The following is a 17123-nucleotide window of genomic DNA, read 5'->3' on the forward strand; positions in this document are numbered from 1 at the left end:
CAATCAAAAAACGAACAGTCATTTACATGGTTGGGTCATCACTCCCACCACTAAACTGTTGTCATCTTAAATATTTTAACCTAAATAGGTTTTTAGAATTTTACTGCGTGATGTATGCTTTAATCTTCTAATAGCTTTTTCTTTAATTTGTCTTACACGCTCACGAGTAAGATCAAAAGTCTCACCAATTTCTTCTAGAGTCATTGGGTGTTGATCACCTAATCCAAAATACAAGCGAATAACATCAGCTTCACGAGGAGTTAGGGTTTCTAAAGCACGCTCAATCTCTGTTCTAAGTGATTCGTGAAGTAGATCTTTATCTGGGTTTGGAGATTCACCAGATCGTAATACATCGTACAAGTTAGAGTCTTCACCTTCTACCAATGGAGCATCCATAGATACGTGACGGCCAGAGTTTTTCATAGACTCTTTAACGTCATTAATCGTCATATCCAGTTCTTTCGCAATTTCTTCAGCACTTGGTGGGCGCTCATGCGATTGTTCTAGAAAAGCAAAGGTTTTGTTGATCTTGTTAATAGATCCAATTTTGTTAAGTGGCAAACGTACAATACGAGATTGCTCTGCCAGTGCTTGTAAGATAGATTGTCTAATCCACCATACAGCATAAGATATAAATTTAAAACCACGAGTTTCGTCAAAACGTTTCGCAGCTTTAATAAGTCCTAAGTTACCCTCGTTAATAAGATCGGGAAGGGTTAATCCCTGATTTTGATATTGTTTTGCCACAGAAACAACAAAACGCAAGTTTGCTTTTGTCAATTTCTCTAGGGCACGGTTATCACCTGCTTTAATTCTCTGTGCTAATTCTACCTCTTCATCGGCGGTAATTAAATCTACCTTACCTATTTCTTGCAAATACTTATCTAGCGAAGCAGTTTCACGGTTGGTTACCTGCTTCGTAATTTTAAGTTGTCTCATCTATCTTCTCCTGGATTTTAATTGTGAATAGCTCTTGTATATATTTATACGTAAGAAGACTTTAAAATGTTACAAAAGTGCTATAAAAATTTATTGAGAGGGATGGCGATAGGTGTTTCTTAAAACTCATGGGAGTAAAGAATGATCTCCAGTATTCCAACAATACCAAGGTTTTAGCAGTGAATAAGAGAGAAATTAATAAGTTGAAATAAAAATGTAAAAAAAGATAAAAATAAAATAAAAAAGGCATCGAAATTCGATGCCTTTTTTGAAAATATATAATCTTAAGGATTATTTTTTATCGTTTCTTGGTTTACGATCTTCGCGATTTCCACGTTGTTCACGATCACCTTCTTTACGTTCTGGACGCTCTGGTCTTGGAAGTAAAGCTTTTCTTGAAACTTTTTCTTTTCTTGTTTTTGGATCTACGCCAAAGTATTTTACATCAATTACATCACCTAGATTAACAACATCTGTAACGTTATTGGTTCTTTCCCAGGCAAGTTCAGAGATATGAAGTAATACTTCGTTTCCTGGTGCGTCAAGATATTCTACAACTGCACCAAAATCTAGAAGTTTTATTACTTTCACTTCGTAAACACTTCCTTTTTCAGGTTTAAAAGTAATCGAATCGATCTTAGCAAGAACCTTATCGATACCTTCCTGCTTAGTTCCAAGAATCTCTACAATTCCTTCTTCAGTAACAGGATCTTCGTTAATCACGATTTCTGTTCCGGTTTCTTTTTGTAGTTCTTGGATCACTTTTCCACCAGGACCAATTAAAGCACCAATATAATCACCAGGAATTCTTCTGGTAATGATTTTTGGAGAGTGCGCTTTTACATTCGTATTTGGCTGAGGAATAGTATCGGTTAGTTTTTCAAGAATATGAAGTCTACCTTCACGAGCTTGTTTAAGAGCGTTAACTAAGATTTCATAAGAAAGCCCTTTAATTTTAATATCCATTTGGCAGGCAGTAATACCATCTGTAGTACCAGTTACTTTAAAGTCCATATCTCCTAAGTGATCCTCATCACCAAGAATATCAGAAAGTACAGCATAGTTTTCACCATCAGAAATTAATCCCATAGCGATACCAGAAACTGGCTTTTTTAATTGTACACCAGCATCCATTAAAGACATTGTTCCTGCACATACCGTAGCCATCGAAGAAGAACCATTAGATTCTAATACTTCAGATACTACACGAACAGTATAAGGACAATCAGCAGGGATCATTCCTTTTAGCGCTCTTTGAGCAAGGTTACCATGTCCAATCTCTCTTCTTGAAGTTCCTCTAATAGGGTAAGCTTCACCGGTAGAGAAAGGAGGGAAGTTATAATGAAGGTAGAATGTTTCTTCGCCCTGATGGGTTGGAAGATCTATTTGGTTTGCTTCACGAGATGTACCCAAAGTTACTGTTGCCAGTGCCTGAGTTTCTCCACGAGTAAATAATGCTGAACCATGTGGAGAAGGAAGATAATCTACCTCACACCAGATTGGACGAATCTCATCAGTTTTTCTGCCATCTAATCTAATTCCTTCTTTAAGGGTAAGATCACGTACAGCTTTTTTCTGTGCATCTGCAAAATAACCTGAGATCATTTTACCTTTCTCTTCCAATTCTTCTTCAGAGAACATTGCTTTTACTTCTTCTTTTAAATCAGAAAAAGCAGTGCTTCTTTCTTTTTTGCTAGTCCCACTTTTTGCAATGTCGTAGGCTTTTTGATAAGTAGCATCAAGAATTTTCTTTTCAAGATCCTCATCTGAAGGTGCTACCTCGTAGTCTCTTTGTTCTTTTTTTCCAAATGCTTCAGCAAGTTTTACTTGCGCTTCACACTGAATTTTGATGGCCTCGTGAGCAAATTTAATAGCTTCAGCCATTTCTTCTTCAGAACATTCGTCAAATTGTCCTTCTACCATCATAACAGAATCTGCAGAAGCTCCAACCATCATATCCATGTCTGCTTCAGCAAGTTTCTCTTTGCTAGGATTTAAGATAAATTCACCATCAACTCTAGCCACACGTGCTTCAGAAATTGGTGTTTCGAAAGGAATATCAGATAATTGAATGGCTGCCGATGCTGCTAAACCAGCAAGTGCATCTGGCATCACTTCAGGATCATGAGACATTAACTGAATCATAACCTGAGTTTCGAATTTATAATCTTTAGGGAATAAAGGTCTTAGTACACGATCTACTAATCGCATTACTAAAATCTCATCATTACTTGGTCTTGCTTCACGCTTAAAATAGCCGCCAGGAAAAAGACCTGCAGCTGCAAATTTTTCCCGATAATCTAATGTTAAAGGGAAAAAATCCATCGTCGTAGGTTTATAAGAAGACACTACAGTACATAAAAGCATTGCGTCTCCCATTCTAACAACAACAGAGCCGTGTGCCTGTTTTGCTAGTTTTCCGGTTTCGATTGAGATTTCTCTTCCATCTCCTAGATCGATAACCTCTTTAAAAGTTTGTGGAATCATAAATTTTGAATATTTGATCTGAATAACTTCACCAGATCTATTTAGTTAAACAATGGTCTTCCGTCATAATGGACGGCCGAGAGTTGTGTTGTTGTCGTTGTAGGCAGACCAATGAAAAACTACCCTTCGTTGGGTGACAATTTCTTAAAATAGGAGTGATCCTATAAAATAAAGAACTTATTTTTGAATATTTACAGTTATCCTTCTGTATAAAAAAAGGGGGCAAAAAGCCCCCTGAAAATTATTTTCTTAATCCTAATTCCTTAATGATAGCACGATATCTCATGATATCTTTTTTCATTAAGTAATCAAGAAGGCTTCTTCTTTTACCTACTAGCATTACTAGAGAACGCTCTGTGTTAAAATCCTTACGATTACTTTTTAAGTGCTCAGATAAGTGAGAGATTCTGTAAGTGAATAATGCAATTTGTCCTTCAGCAGAACCAGTGTTAGATTTTCCTTCACCGTACTTTTCGAAGATTTCTTCCTTCTTTTCTTTAGTTAAATACATTCCAATATTATTTAAATGATTTTTATGTATTGACAGTTTTTCTATCAGGCTGCAAATGTAGTACTTTTTTGTACAAAATTGCTTTATTGCCTAAATTTTATTTCTAAGCTTACTAAGCTCTTACAGGTTGATTCTGAATTAGATCAATATAAAGATTAACTTTATTTTTTAGTTCAGATCTTTTAGTAATAAAGTCTAAAAATCCGTGTTCTTTTAAAAATTCTGAAGTCTGAAAATCTTTCGGTAAATCTTTTCCGGTAGTATCTTTAACTACGCGAGGACCAGCAAATCCAATAAGTGCACCAGGTTCAGAAATATTAATATCTCCTAACATTGCGAAAGAAGCTGTTGTTCCTCCGGTAGTTGGATCTGTACTAAGTGAGATGTATGGTAATTTAGCCTCAGCAAGTTGTGCCAGTTTTACTGAAGTTTTTGCAAGCTGCATAAGTGAAAGCGCAGCTTCCTGCATCCTTGCACCACCAGATTTAGAAATAATCATAAATGGAAGTTTGTTCTGTATAGCGTAATCTGCAGCACGAGCTATTTTCTCACCAACTACAGATCCCATAGAACCTCCAATAAATTTGAAGTCCATACAGGCAATTACCAATTCTCTTCCTTTAGATTTACCTACTGCTGTTCTAATAGCATCTTTAAGGCCAGTTTTTTCCTGAGCGGTTTTAAGGCGATCAGTATATTTTTTGGTATCCTTAAAGTTTAAAGGATCTTTAGCAAGAAGGTTTTTATCAAGTTCCTTATACTTATCGTCGTCAAAAAGAATTTTGAAGTATTCGTTACTTCCTATTCTAACGTGATAACCATCCTCTGGGCTTACATAGAAATTGCTTTCTAATTGTTCAGCATCAACGATTTTTCCTGTAGGAGACTTATACCATAAGCCTTTTGGAACATCTTTTTTCTCTTCAGTAGGGGTTTGGATACCTTTTTGCGTTCTCTTAAACCAAGCAGCAGCCATAGTATTTCAAGTTTTTATCTCCTAAGTTCAGTCATCTTCATTTACCAAGGAGCAATTAATATCAAAAAAATAAAAAACAGCTGAAATTATATAATCTCAGCTGTTTTTGAAAATTGTTATTATAAACTATTTACGTTATTAAGATCTTCGAAAGCTTTCTTTAAACGAGCTTTAAAAGTAACTTCTCCTTCACGAACCCATTTTCTAGGATCGTAATATTTCTTGTTAGGAGAATCTTCACCTTCAGGATTACCAATTTGAGTGGCAAGATATTCTTTCTTGTCATTCATATAATCTCTAATTCCTTCTAAATAGGCATATTGAAGATCTGTATCGATATTCATTTTAATTACACCATATCCAATAGCTTCTCTAATTTCTTCTACAGTAGAACCACTACCACCATGGAAAACAAAGTCAATATGATTTTCTTCAACCCCGTATTTCTTAGTAATATAGTCCTGAGAATCTTTAAGGATAGTAGGAGTAAGTTTAACATTCCCTGGCTTATAAACACCATGAACGTTACCAAAAGCGGCAGCAATAGTGAATTGATCACTAACTTTACTTAGTTCTTCGTAAGCATAAGCAACTTCTTCTGGCTGAGTGTAAAGTTTAGAAGCATCAACATCGGAGTTGTCTACACCATCTTCTTCACCACCGGTAATTCCCAATTCAATCTCTAAAGTCATTCCCATCTTGCTCATACGCTCAAGATATTTTTTACAAATCTCAAGATTTTCTTCGATAGGCTCTTCACTAAGATCGATCATGTGAGAGCTATAAAGCGGCTTTCCAGTTTTTTCGAAATGCTCTTCACTAGCGTCTAATAATCCATCAATCCAAGGTAAAAGTTTCTTAGCACAATGGTCTGTATGCATAATTACAGTTGCACCATAAGCTTCAGCCAAAGTTTGTACATGCTTTGCACCAGCGATACCACCTGAAATAGCAGCTTTTTGATCTTCGTTAGAAAGACCTTTACCTCCATTAAACTGTGCGCCTCCGTTAGAAAACTGAATAATAACTGGAGAGTTAAGCTCTGCAGCAGTTTCTAGAACAGCATTAATACTGCTAGAACTTATTACGTTTACTGCAGGAAGGGCAAAACCTTTCTCTTTAGCGTAATTGAATATTTCTTGTACTTCTTTTCCGGTTGCTACACCAGGTTTGATATTGTGACTCATAATTTAAGTTGAATTAGGTTTACAAAAATAATAAAATAAACTGGCTTAGAAAGGATAATTAATCCCAACATTATAAACCGCATGGCCAAAGTTGTATTCTTTAAACCATCTGTTGCCTAATGATCTGCCTGGATTATAGGTTTTAAAGCCAACGTCGAATCTTAAAATGAAAAAATTGAAATCGTAGCGTAAACCAAAACCAGAGCCTACAGCGATGTCTTTTAAATCGGAAAAAGAAGTGAATGTAGAAGCATCATCCTCTACTATATCCAAAACATTCCAAATATTCCCAATATCTACAAAAAACGCACTATTTAAAGAACCAAATAGATTGTATCGATGTTCTAAGTTAAGTGCTAATTTCATGTTAGCTTCATTAAACTCATTACGTCCGCCACTGCTGCCGGGACCAAGATCGTAAGCCTGCCACGCTCGATTATCGTTGGGACCTCCGGCAAAGAAACTTCTGGTAAAGGGAATGCTGTTAGCATTTCCGTATGGGATGGCAATACCACCAAAAGCTCTAATCGCAAAAATGTTTTGATGTCCTAAATCCCAATGCTTAATAAAATCGATCTCTGGTTTTACATATTGAGAGAAATTTACACCAAGAACATCATAGTTTCCATTAGAATTTTTATCTAAACCAGCAAGACTGGACGCTGCATATAAAAAGTTACCAGCAGTTTCTAACTTTATTCTGAAACGAGTAAACTCACGATCGTAAAGATTGTCTTTCGTATTCCACAAATAAGTGAAATTAGAAGCAAATATTAAGTTATTCTCTGTTAATCGCTGTTTTCGCTCACCAATATTTCTTACGATTTGAGATTGATTTGTAGTGAGCCCCGTAGTTGTACTTCGGTTATTATTTATATCGTTAATAAAAGCATTAGCGCCTTTAGGAATAGTAAGATTTCCACTACCATTTAAGTAAGCAGGATCGGTGACTACATTTACCGAATTTACGACTTCATTTAAATCTTGATAAGAACTTCTATAAACATTAAAGTAATTGGCAGCATTTAAATTTCTTACATACTGGATATCGAGTAAATCAAAACTATTGGTAAGTTTTTTAGAAGGCGTCCACTTATAGTTTAGCTCTCCGGTAATATTTTGTTTGTCGAGCCCGATATTGGTTTGCGTACTCACGCCAATGCTTAGCGATGTGAACGGTGACATGTATTTAGGAACTAACTTTTCGGTATTAATAGGGAAGAAAATTCGTGGAAAAGTTAGACTAACATCTGCGCCAATTTCAGTAATATCGAAAAAGCGATCTTCGCTGCTATTGGTTACCGCGTCTTTTGAAGAACCTATGCTTCCTCTTGCTGATATTTCAAAATTTTCAGCTCCACCAAATACATTTCTTATTAATAACGATCCACCAAATCCTATCCCGAATTTTTGAATATTCGATTGAGAAAGATCAAAATTGAATCCCAAAGAATACTTTTGCTGCGGCGTTAGAAAAATATTGGTGATTAAATCTGTCCCCGTGCTATCTTCGGGATCTGGCATGTATTGGATATTCGGATATTTAAAAACTCGATAAGAATTTAAACGGCTGTACGTTCTGGTACGATCAATATCTCTGTAAATTCTACCCGGTCTAATAAAAACTGCATCGGTAATCGCTTCAGGTTTATAATTTAGCTCATCGTAAGAATAAAGATAATAACCTCCTTTTACCTGTGCGCTGTCTAATAAAGGTTTATTTTTATTAGTGAATTTATAGTCGGTTATAATATTAACCCGACTAATTTTATGAATTTTAAAGCTGTTTTTTACAGTGTCTTCTTCAGCCGTCGGTAGATCTCCAATAATCACACTAGTATTCACATTGTAATTGGTGTTAATGGTATCGGCATCAAAGCTAATGTATTCTTGTTCGAAATTATAAACACCATTATTTCTAAAAAGAGATGTTAATCGATCCCTTTCCGCATTATAATCTAAGGTTTTGTATTGCCTGCCAGATTTAATAACCGAATTTTGATCGTGCTCATTATAAATAGAATCCAAAACAGGAGAACTAATTCTTGTTTTAATTGAATCTACATCGTAAGCTTTCCCGGTTTCTACAAAGTATTCTACTCGGGCTTTTTTTTCTTCCTCTAAAGGAATAATTTCTGAAGATGTTGTTACATTAAACCAACCGTTATTCCAGTAATATGACCTTAATTTTTCTTCGGAATCTTCTATATCCTTGTTTTTAAGTATAACCGGAGCCTCACCAGTTCGCTTTAACCAGGCATTAAAGTCTTTTTTATTCTGAATTAATTGATCAAACTGCTTTCTGGAAAGTCGATTTACAAGGCGTCTAAATTTTACCGAATCTTGAATATATTTTTCATTTAAAACCGAATCGATATGAGGTCTTGCCAGATTATAAAAATGCAAACGTAATGGGATACCCAGTAATTTTGTGTTTGGCTCTTGATCTAACTGCCCGTAAACGCTGGTTTGATTCGTTTTTTCGCCATTAACGTAAATTTGGTTTTGCTCCAACAGCTGCTGATTCTCCTCTAAGCGCTTTACGGCATCACAGGAAAACAGAAAAAGGGTTGCTAAAAAAAATAATGATATTTTTGCGAAAAGCCTTTTCAAACAGTAGGTTTTAAAGTGATCAAAAATACATTTTTTGGATGGTTAGTAAAAGCCAAATTAAATTAATAACGAGCCTGGGACAAAAAAAGTACCGTCAAAAAAACGGACTATTTGTTGTTGAAGGAATCAAAGTGATTCGAGAACTTTTAAATTCTGATTTTCAGTTAGAAAAATTATTTGCTTCTGAAGCGATTTTCGATATTTCTGAAGATCAATTTGTTTTAGCAGATGAGCGCGAGTTAAAGAAAATTACTTTTCTAAAAACGCCACAAACTGCATTGGCGCTTTTTAAAATTCCGCAGCCAAAACTAGAAACTCTGGATGATCTTACCATTGCTTTGGATGGTGTTCGAGATCCAGGGAATTTAGGAACGATCATTAGACTTTGCGATTGGTTTGGAGTTAAAAATCTGGTATGCTCTAAAGATACCGTAGATTGCTACAATCCAAAAGTTATACAGTCTAGCATGGGATCGATTACTCGTGTAAATGTGATCTATGAAAATTTAGCTGAATTTTTACAAGATCAGGATTTGGTAACCTATGGCACTTTTATGGAAGGTGAGAATGTCTACCAAAAGCAACTTCAGGAAAAATCTGTTTTGGTAATGGGGAACGAGGCAAATGGTATCACTTCAGAAATTGAAAAGCTCATTTCAGAAAAAATAAGTATTCCGCAATTTGGCCAATCTCAGGAAACCGAAAGTTTAAATGTAGCAACGGCTACTGCCATTTTCTTAAGTGAATTCCGCAGAAAATAATTTCTTCGGAAGAAGAAAATAGCTTGTTTTATTTTTACTGAAATGTAAAGTTTAAAAACACGGCACGAGTAGTCATGCGATCGATGTTTCCTGTATAAATACTATTAGGATTATCATCACGAACCAGTTCGTCATTTAAACCAAAGACTCCACGAATGGAAGGCGTAAATTTGAAGTAATAAAGGTAGAAATCAATCCCAAAGCCAATTTCCCAATTATAATTATTAGTAGTCATTCTAAACTGCCCATCGTAATTATCATCAGCATTATCTTCGTTACTCGACAAGTTGGTAGAATAGGAAACGCCACCTACGATAAATGGTCTGAAGTTATTTAAACGATTCGTATTTATTTTTAATAATAACGGAACGTGAATATAAGTAGAATTGATTTCTCGATATCTGTTGTCTTCAGTAACACCATTTCCCGGAGTAAAATAAAATCCTCTAGAGCTGAAATTTACTCCTGGTTGAAGGCGTAAATCTACATTTTTATGAAGCTTCAGATTTCCTAATAATCCAACATTAAAGCCAATATTTCTATCTACAGCGATTTCACGACCGGTACGTGGACTGCGATCATAATTTTTATAATCGAAATGAAAGTCGTAGCTGTTAAATCCAAGAAAATAACCCCAAGACCATCTTTTATTGTCGATATCGACACTTTGCTGCACTTTTTCTTTAGAAAAGAGCTGGGCTTGTGCTGGTTTTAACGAAAAGATGATGATGAATAGGATAAAATATCGCTTCATACAATTACTTTGATGCATTATATATTGTGGCAACTCCTAAAGTTTGTGGAGCACTTGCTACAGATATAAACCCAATTTTCTTTAAAATATTGTTGAATTGTTCTCCGTAAGGAAATTCTGCAGCACTTTTGCTTAAATAACTGTAGGCATCTTTATCTTCAGAGAAAAGTTTTCCTAAAGTAGGCAGAACCATATTAGAGTAAAATTTATATCCTTGTTTAAAAGGGAATTTAGTAGGTACAGAAGTTTCTAGCACGATAAATAAACCTCCTTTTTTAAGGACACGGTAAATTTCTGATAAGCCAAGTTCTAAATTCTCGAAATTACGAACACCAAAAGCTACAGTAATTACATCGAAAGAATTATCCTCAAATGGTAAGGCTTCAGAATCTCCCTGAATCATTTCTATCTGAGTTTGCAGATTTTTAGACATAATTTTTTTACGCCCAACCTTTAACATTCCTTCAGATAAATCTAATCCAACAATTTTTTTAGCGCTGGCAGCTTCAGCAATTTGTATCGCAAGATCTCCGGTACCTGTAGCAATATCTAAAACCGTTTCTGGTTGATGGAATTTGGCCATTTGTACAACCTTTTTTCTCCAGCTTACATCAGTTCCCATAGAAATTACGCGGTTCATGCCGTCGTATTTTCCAGAGATTTTATCAAACATTTGCTCTACCTGCTGCTTTTTAGTTTGGGAAGAACCATCGTAAGGAGTAATTTTTTTGCCCATTTCTGCAATTTTGGTTCAAAGATAAGTTTTATAGAATAATTAGTAGATAAAGATTTCTGAATTGTTCTTATGTACTCAGTTTTAGGTTTATTCAAAAATAACTTACCTTTGCACCTCTTTACAATTTGAAGCTGTTATATGAAAATAATTATCGCCGGTGCAGGTGAAGTGGGCTTTCATTTAGCTAAATTACTATCTTTTGAATCCCAGGATATTACCCTGATCGATCCTAATAGAGATAGATTGCAATATGCAGATACACATTTGGATATTCGAACTATTAAGGGTGACTCCAGTTCGATCGCAATTTTAAAAGAAGCCCAGGTTAAGCATACCGATATGTTAATTAGTGTGACATCTAGCGAAGCCACTAATATTACGGTATGCGTACTAGCTAAACAGCTTGGTGCCTTAAGAACCATCGCTCGTATTTCTAATACTGAGTTTTTAGAGAAGAAAGAAGAGATTGGATTTACCCAATTTGGTATAGATGAACTTATTTCTCCTGAAGCTTTAGCAGCAAGAGAAATCGCTTTATTACTGAATCAGTCTGCTTTTAATGATAGTTACGAGTTTGAAGAAGGCGCGCTAACCATGATTGGTTTAAGCTTATCCAGAACGGCACGTTTTGTAGGGAAAACCGTAAAAGAAGCAGCACGTATTTTTCCGCAGCTTAATTTTGTTCCTATTGCGATACAACGTTTTGGTACGCAGTATACTTTAATACCTCGCGGAGATACACAATTTAAAGAAGGCGATCAGGTATATTTTATTACACTGAAAAGTGGAGTAGAAGAATTATATAATCTTACCGGAAAGACCAAACAGGAAATAAAAAGTGTGATGATCCTTGGCGGTAGTAAGATTGGAAGAAAAACTGCCAGAGATTTATGCCGAAACAATTTTAACGTAAAGCTGGTTGAAGCGAATAAAGAAAAAGCTTACGATCTGGCAGACGAATTGCCAAATACATTGATCATTCACGGTGATGGCCGAAATGTAGAATTACTGGAAGAAGAAAATATTCACGATATGGATGCTTTTATCGCAGTAACCGGTAATTCTGAAACCAATATTATGTCCTGCCTGGTTGCGAAATCCAAGAGTGTGAAGAAAACAATCTCTTTGGTCGAAAATATGGATTATTTTCAGCTAAGCCATTCTATAGGAATCGATACGCTTATTAACAAAAAGCTCTTAGCCGCAAATAATATTTTTAGATATATCCGAAAAGGAGAAGTGGTTGCGATGACCAAGCTCAACAACATGAATGCTGAGCTTTTAGAATTTATCGTGAAACCTGGCTCTCAGGTAGCCGGTAAAAAAATTAAGAATCTTGATTTTCCTCGTTCAGCAATTATCGGTGGTATTATTCGTCACGGGGAGGGAATTATTGCTTTAGGCGAATTCCTTATAAAGCCGGGCGACCGTATTGTAGTTTGTTGTTTACCGCGCTCGATTAAGAAGGTTGAAAAATTATTCCTGTAATGCCGAAACTTAACTTTAAGGTTATTTTACATGTCATGGGATTACTGTTACTCTGTAATGGCGGTTTTATGCTTTTATCAGTACTTATCAGTTTTGTGTACAAAGATGGTGTTACTTTAGGTATTTCTTCTGCGGCACTAGTAACTTTGCTTATCGGTACTTTATTGATGTTTACGACACGTGGACACAGCAAAGAAGTTAAGGTTAGGGAAGGTTATATTATTGTAAGTTTTGGCTGGATTTTTATGGCTTTAAGTGGTTGTTTACCTTATGTGATGACCAAAGCCATTCCCGATTTTACGAATGCTTTTTTCGAAACCATGTCGGGTTACACCACAACAGGAGCTTCGATATTAAATGATATTGAGTCGATTCCAAAAGGAATTTTATTTTGGAGAAGTCTTACCCATTGGATAGGCGGGATGGGAATTATAGTTCTTGCTATTGCTATTTTACCGCTTTTAGGAATAGGAGGGATGCAGTTATTTGCTGCGGAATCTCCCGGGCCAAGTGCCGATAAATTAAAGCCGAGAATTACCGATACTGCTAAACGATTGTGGCTTATTTATGTAAGCTATACTGCTGCTGAAACTGTATTGCTTATGCTGGCAGGAATGGATTTCTTTGATGCTATAAACCATGCATTTAGTACACTTTCTACCGGAGGATTCTCTACTAAAAATGCAAGCATGGCCTATTGGAATGATAATCCAATGATCCAATACATTATTATCCTATTTATGTTTTTGGCGGGAAGTAACTTTGTGATGAGTTACTTTGCATTTAAAGGCCGAGTGCAACGTGTGCTTCAGGACGATGAGTTTAAATGGTATTTCTGGTTTGTAGGTATTTTTACATTAATTTCTTCTCTAATAGTATATTTTCAGGCAGATGTTTCTTTGTCTTCCATAGATCATCCTATGGTTTGGGGAGAAGGTGAAAGTGCGTTTCGACATTCCTTATTTCAGGTGTTAACCGTGATTACAACTACCGGTTTTGTTTCCGCAGATTTTACCATGTGGACACCGTTTTTGACTATTTTTTACTTCGGAATGTTTTTCTTGGGTGGCTCTGCCGGAAGTACAGCTGGTGGTGTAAAAGTTATGCGACATATAATTATGATCCGTAACGGATTTATTCAATTTAAGCGTACGCTTCATCCTAATGCAATTTTGCCGGTACGCTTCAATAAAAAGTCAATTAACAGCGATATTGTATTTAATATTCAGGGATTTTTTATCCTTTATATGTTGTCTTTCATTATCGGAGCGGTTGTTTTAGCTGCTTTAGGTTTAGATTTTGAAACTGCAATTGGTGGCGCAGCTTCCTCTTTAGGGAATATTGGCCCGGCGTTTGGAGCACTTAGCCCGGTAAATAACTTCGATTTGTTACCAGATTTTGGGAAATGGTGGTGTTCTTTTTTAATGCTAATCGGTAGGCTGGAACTTTTTACAGTACTTATTATTTTAACTCCATTCTTCTGGAGGAATCGTTAGTTCCAAATTTTATAACTAACAGATATTTCACATAAAAAAACCGGCACTAGGCCGGTTTTTTAAATTTATGTTTAGAAAATATTATTCAGCTAAAGCTGATTTAATTCTTTTCATTGCTTCTTCAATTTGTTCCTCGCTAGCCGCGTAAGAAATTCTAATACATTCAGGATTTCCGAACGCATCACCAGTTACCGTTGCTACCAATGCTTCTTCTAATAAGAACATAGAAAAGTCGGTCGCATTATTTATTGCATGTCCTTTAATAGTTTTCCCGAAGTAATGAGAAATATTAGGGAATACATAAAAAGCACCTTCTGGCTCGGTAGTTTCAAATCCTTCGATAGTATTAAGTAAATCTATGATCAATTTTCTTCTAGATTTAAACTTATCTACCATATAGCTAATCTTGCTAACGGGAGCTTCTAAAGCTGTAATTACAGCTCTTTGCGCAATACAGTTTGCACCGCTGGTTACCTGGCCCTGTAATTTATTACAAGCACGAGCAATCCAAGATGGTGCGCCAATATATCCAATTCTCCATCCCGTCATAGCAAATGCTTTTGCAACACCATTAACAGTAACGGTACGATCGTACATATCTTCAAACTCTGCCATAGAAGCGTGACCACCAATATAGTTTATGTGTTCGTAGATTTCATCACTTACTATAATAATATCTGGGTGTTTTGCTAATACATCAGCTAAAGCTCTAAGCTCTTCTTTAGTATATACCATTCCACTTGGATTGCAAGGAGAGCTATACCAAAGCATTTTAGTTTTAGGAGTGATAGCTGCTTCAAGTTGCTCAGGAGTCATTTTAAAATTAGACTCCAATGTTGTTGGCACTTCAACTGGTATACCTTCTGCAAGCTTTACAATTTCAGCATAACTTACCCAGTAAGGACATGGTAAAATAACTTCGTCACCAGCATTTAACATCGCTAAGGCTACGTTGGCTAGCGATTGCTTAGCACCTGTAGAAACAACGATTTGTGGATGAGTATATGTTAAGTTATTATCTCTTTTGAATTTGGTAATAATAGCATCTTTAAGCTCTACATAACCATCTACGGGAGAGTAAGAGTTGTAATTATCGTTGATAGCCTGAATTGCGGCATCTTTGATAAAATCTGGCGTATTAAAATCTGGCTCTCCAAGTGAAAGGCCAATAATATCTTTACCTTCTGCTCTTAATTCACGCGCTTTAGCTGCCATAGCCAGCGTTTGCGAAGTTGCTAAATTGTTTATTCTGTTAGAGAGTTTTTCTTGCATTTTAAAATGATTAATAAAATAAGTATTAAGACGATATTGCAGGTTTAGTTCCCATTTCTTTTAAATATTTAAAATGAGCCATAATCGCTGCGCGTGTGGTTTTGTATTCGTTATAAGGTAAATTACATTCCTGTGCAGTCTGTTTCACTATTTGTGCGATCTTATCATAATGAATATGACTGATATTAGGGAAAATATGATGTTCTACCTGGTGATTTAACCCACCGGTAAACCAGTTTACAATTTTATTGTTTGTTGAAAAGTTAACTGTGGTGAATAATTGGTGTATTGCCCAGGTGTTTTTCATAGATCCGGTGTCATCTGGTAATGGCATATCGGTATCCTTAACCACATGAGCTAATTGAAAAACAATGCTAAGGATTAGTCCAGCAACATAATGCATTACAAAGAATCCTATTAAAATTTTCCACCACGAAATTGATAAAATCAACATAGGGAGCAAAATCCAAATCGCTAAATAGATAATTTTCGTAATAGCTACCGTACTCCATTGTTTAACAGGATTAGGCATTTTTCCGTAAGAAAGTTTTCTTTTTAAATACCTTCTAGACTGCTTAAAGTCGGTGGTGATTGCCCAGTTGAACGTTAACAGCCCATATAGAAATATGGAATAATAATGCTGAAATTTGTGGAATTTTCTCCACTCTGCATGTTTAGAGAAACGAATGATCCTACCGGCGTCCAGATCTTCATCATGGCCGTGGATATTCGTGTATGTATGGTGAAGTACATTGTGCTGTACCTGCCAGTTATAAACATTACCGGCAAGAATATAAATAGTCCCGCCCATAAATTTATTAACCCATTTTTTTGAAGAATAAGATCCATGATTTCCATCATGCATAATATTCATTCCGACGCCAGCCATACCAATACCCATTACAACAGTAAGTAAAAGCATCCACCATTGTGAGATATCTAGGGTTAGAATTATAAAATATGGAGATAAAAACATGAGAAACATCACTGCTGTTTTTAAATGCAACTGCCAGTTTCCTGTTTTTTTAATGTTATTCTCTTTAAAATAAGTATTTACTCGTTTATTTAAGGTTCTGAAAAACTTAGCAGAATCTATTCTCGAGAATCGTATATTTGGTTGTGATAAATCCATCTGTAAAATTAAACTATCTTCAAAGGTAAAATATTAAACTTTCGAAACGAATTAAATAGTCACTTTAATACTAAATTTCTAATTTTGTTTAAAAATAAATCAGTTGGAATTAATAAGGAAATATTTTGACGGACTTAGTCCGCAGCAAATTGCTCATTTCGAACAATTAGAAGATCTTTATAAAGATTGGAATCTTAAAATTAACGTGGTAAGTAGAAAGGATATAGATGAATTATATTTACGTCACGTTTTACATTCTTTAGGAATAGCGAAAGTTCAAAAATTCAATCCAAATTCTAACATTCTTGATGTAGGTACAGGCGGTGGATTTCCTGGAATTCCAATGGCCATACTTTTTCCTGAAACTAATTTCCATTTAGTGGATTCTATTGGGAAAAAAATGAAAGTTGTAGAAGAAGTCGCAGCTGGTTTAGGATTGCAGAACGTGAAAACAACGAACGATAGGGTTGAGAATGTTGATGGACATTACGATTTTATTATAAGTAGAGCAGTAGCGGCCATGCCAACTTTTGTAAGATGGACCAAGGGGAAAATTGCTAAAAAAAATAATCATGACCTTAAAAACGGAATATTGTATTTAAAAGGTGGTGATTTATCTGAAGAGCTTAATGATTATCAAACTGCGAAAATATACAATCTAACAGATTATTTTGAAGAAGATTTCTTCGAGACAAAAAAGGTGGTTCATTTACCACTAAAATATAAAGGATAAAAAAAAGTGGAGCTATTAGCTCCACTTTTTTATTGGCA

The 17123-nt window shown here is 35.5% G+C and carries 14 protein-coding genes; 4 read left to right on the top strand and 10 right to left on the bottom strand.

Annotated features, from left to right (window positions below):
• Window positions 1–75: 75 nt before the first annotated feature.
• The 6 genes from QWY91_RS17915 to tamL all read right to left on the bottom strand — a co-directional run bounded on the left by QWY91_RS17915 (window position 76) and on the right by tamL (window position 8713).
• Complete coding sequence (locus QWY91_RS17915) at window positions 76–939, bottom strand: sigma-70 family RNA polymerase sigma factor (RefSeq protein WP_013070425.1); 864 nt, start codon at window positions 937–939, stop codon at window positions 76–78.
• A gap of 291 nt (window positions 940–1230) precedes the next feature.
• Window positions 1231–3426: a polyribonucleotide nucleotidyltransferase gene (locus QWY91_RS17920; protein ID WP_290236876.1), complete on the bottom strand. Its 2196-nt coding sequence runs from the start codon at window positions 3424–3426 to the stop codon at window positions 1231–1233.
• A gap of 241 nt (window positions 3427–3667) precedes the next feature.
• Window positions 3668–3937, bottom strand: a complete 270-nt coding sequence (gene rpsO / locus QWY91_RS17925; protein WP_290236877.1) for a 30S ribosomal protein S15 — start codon at window positions 3935–3937, stop codon at window positions 3668–3670.
• Between the two features lie 112 nt (window positions 3938–4049).
• Window positions 4050–4913, bottom strand: a complete 864-nt coding sequence (gene accD, locus QWY91_RS17930; protein ID WP_290236878.1) for an acetyl-CoA carboxylase, carboxyltransferase subunit beta — start codon at window positions 4911–4913, stop codon at window positions 4050–4052.
• A gap of 119 nt (window positions 4914–5032) precedes the next feature.
• On the bottom strand, window positions 5033–6100 hold the full coding sequence (gene fbaA, locus QWY91_RS17935; RefSeq protein ID WP_290236879.1) for a class II fructose-bisphosphate aldolase: 1068 nt from the start codon (window positions 6098–6100) through the stop codon (window positions 5033–5035).
• Window positions 6101–6145: 45 nt separating this feature from the next.
• A complete protein-coding gene (tamL, locus tag QWY91_RS17940; protein ID WP_290236880.1) occupies window positions 6146–8713 on the bottom strand; it encodes a translocation and assembly module lipoprotein TamL in 2568 nt (855 codons plus the stop codon).
• Between the two features lie 38 nt (window positions 8714–8751).
• Here tamL and QWY91_RS17945 point away from each other — a divergent pair, with 38 nt between their 5' ends.
• Window positions 8752–9474 (top strand): TrmH family RNA methyltransferase, encoded by a 723-nt coding sequence (locus QWY91_RS17945; protein WP_290236881.1) that lies wholly within the window; start codon window positions 8752–8754, stop codon window positions 9472–9474.
• Between the two features lie 34 nt (window positions 9475–9508).
• Here QWY91_RS17945 and porT read toward each other — a convergent pair whose 3' ends face one another.
• Window positions 9509–10228: a type IX secretion/gliding motility protein PorT/SprT gene (porT, locus tag QWY91_RS17950; protein ID WP_290236882.1), complete on the bottom strand. Its 720-nt coding sequence runs from the start codon at window positions 10226–10228 to the stop codon at window positions 9509–9511.
• Window positions 10229–10232: 4 nt separating this feature from the next.
• Window positions 10233–10964: a bifunctional demethylmenaquinone methyltransferase/2-methoxy-6-polyprenyl-1,4-benzoquinol methylase UbiE gene (gene ubiE, locus QWY91_RS17955; RefSeq protein WP_290236883.1), complete on the bottom strand. Its 732-nt coding sequence runs from the start codon at window positions 10962–10964 to the stop codon at window positions 10233–10235.
• A 138-nt stretch (window positions 10965–11102) separates the two neighbouring features.
• Here ubiE and trkA point away from each other — a divergent pair, with 138 nt between their 5' ends.
• Together trkA and QWY91_RS17965 are read left to right on the top strand one after the other, a co-directional pair.
• The gene (gene trkA / locus QWY91_RS17960; RefSeq protein WP_290236884.1) at window positions 11103–12452 is read left to right on the top strand and encodes a Trk system potassium transporter TrkA; all 1350 of its coding nucleotides are present in this window, start codon (window positions 11103–11105) and stop codon (window positions 12450–12452) included.
• Entirely contained in the window at window positions 12452–13948 is a 1497-nt protein-coding gene (locus QWY91_RS17965) for a TrkH family potassium uptake protein (protein ID WP_290236885.1), read from the top strand. Before trkA ends, QWY91_RS17965 begins: the two co-directional genes overlap by 1 nt.
• Window positions 13949–14029: 81 nt before the next feature.
• Here QWY91_RS17965 and QWY91_RS17970 read toward each other — a convergent pair whose 3' ends face one another.
• Both QWY91_RS17970 and QWY91_RS17975 read right to left on the bottom strand, forming a co-directional pair.
• Entirely contained in the window at window positions 14030–15220 is a 1191-nt protein-coding gene (locus tag QWY91_RS17970; RefSeq protein WP_290236886.1) for a pyridoxal phosphate-dependent aminotransferase, read from the bottom strand.
• A gap of 25 nt (window positions 15221–15245) precedes the next feature.
• Window positions 15246–16352: a fatty acid desaturase family protein gene (locus QWY91_RS17975; RefSeq protein WP_290236887.1), complete on the bottom strand. Its 1107-nt coding sequence runs from the start codon at window positions 16350–16352 to the stop codon at window positions 15246–15248.
• A 103-nt stretch (window positions 16353–16455) separates the two neighbouring features.
• Here QWY91_RS17975 and rsmG point away from each other — a divergent pair, with 103 nt between their 5' ends.
• Window positions 16456–17085, top strand: a complete 630-nt coding sequence (gene rsmG / locus QWY91_RS17980) for a 16S rRNA (guanine(527)-N(7))-methyltransferase RsmG (protein ID WP_290236888.1) — start codon at window positions 16456–16458, stop codon at window positions 17083–17085.
• Window positions 17086–17123: the final 38 nt, after the last annotated feature.

Source organism: Zunongwangia endophytica, from assembly GCF_030409505.1.
Lineage (GTDB): Bacteria > Bacteroidota > Bacteroidia > Flavobacteriales > Flavobacteriaceae > Zunongwangia > Zunongwangia endophytica.

Coding starts and splice junctions, on each gene's coding strand:
- QWY91_RS17915 (WP_013070425.1), bottom strand. CDS start 939: ATGAGACAACTTAAAATTACGAAGCAGGTAACCAACCGTGAAACTGCT.
- QWY91_RS17920 (WP_290236876.1), bottom strand. CDS start 3,426: ATGATTCCACAAACTTTTAAAGAGGTTATCGATCTAGGAGATGGAAGA.
- rpsO (WP_290236877.1), bottom strand. CDS start 3,937: ATGTATTTAACTAAAGAAAAGAAGGAAGAAATCTTCGAAAAGTACGGT.
- accD (WP_290236878.1), bottom strand. CDS start 4,913: ATGGCTGCTGCTTGGTTTAAGAGAACGCAAAAAGGTATCCAAACCCCT.
- fbaA (WP_290236879.1), bottom strand. CDS start 6,100: ATGAGTCACAATATCAAACCTGGTGTAGCAACCGGAAAAGAAGTACAA.
- QWY91_RS17945 (WP_290236881.1), top strand. CDS start 8,752: ATGGTTAGTAAAAGCCAAATTAAATTAATAACGAGCCTGGGACAAAAA.
- porT (WP_290236882.1), bottom strand. CDS start 10,228: ATGAAGCGATATTTTATCCTATTCATCATCATCTTTTCGTTAAAACCA.
- ubiE (WP_290236883.1), bottom strand. CDS start 10,964: ATGGGCAAAAAAATTACTCCTTACGATGGTTCTTCCCAAACTAAAAAG.
- trkA (WP_290236884.1), top strand. CDS start 11,103: ATGAAAATAATTATCGCCGGTGCAGGTGAAGTGGGCTTTCATTTAGCT.
- QWY91_RS17965 (WP_290236885.1), top strand. CDS start 12,452: ATGCCGAAACTTAACTTTAAGGTTATTTTACATGTCATGGGATTACTG.
- QWY91_RS17970 (WP_290236886.1), bottom strand. CDS start 15,220: ATGCAAGAAAAACTCTCTAACAGAATAAACAATTTAGCAACTTCGCAA.
- QWY91_RS17975 (WP_290236887.1), bottom strand. CDS start 16,352: ATGGATTTATCACAACCAAATATACGATTCTCGAGAATAGATTCTGCT.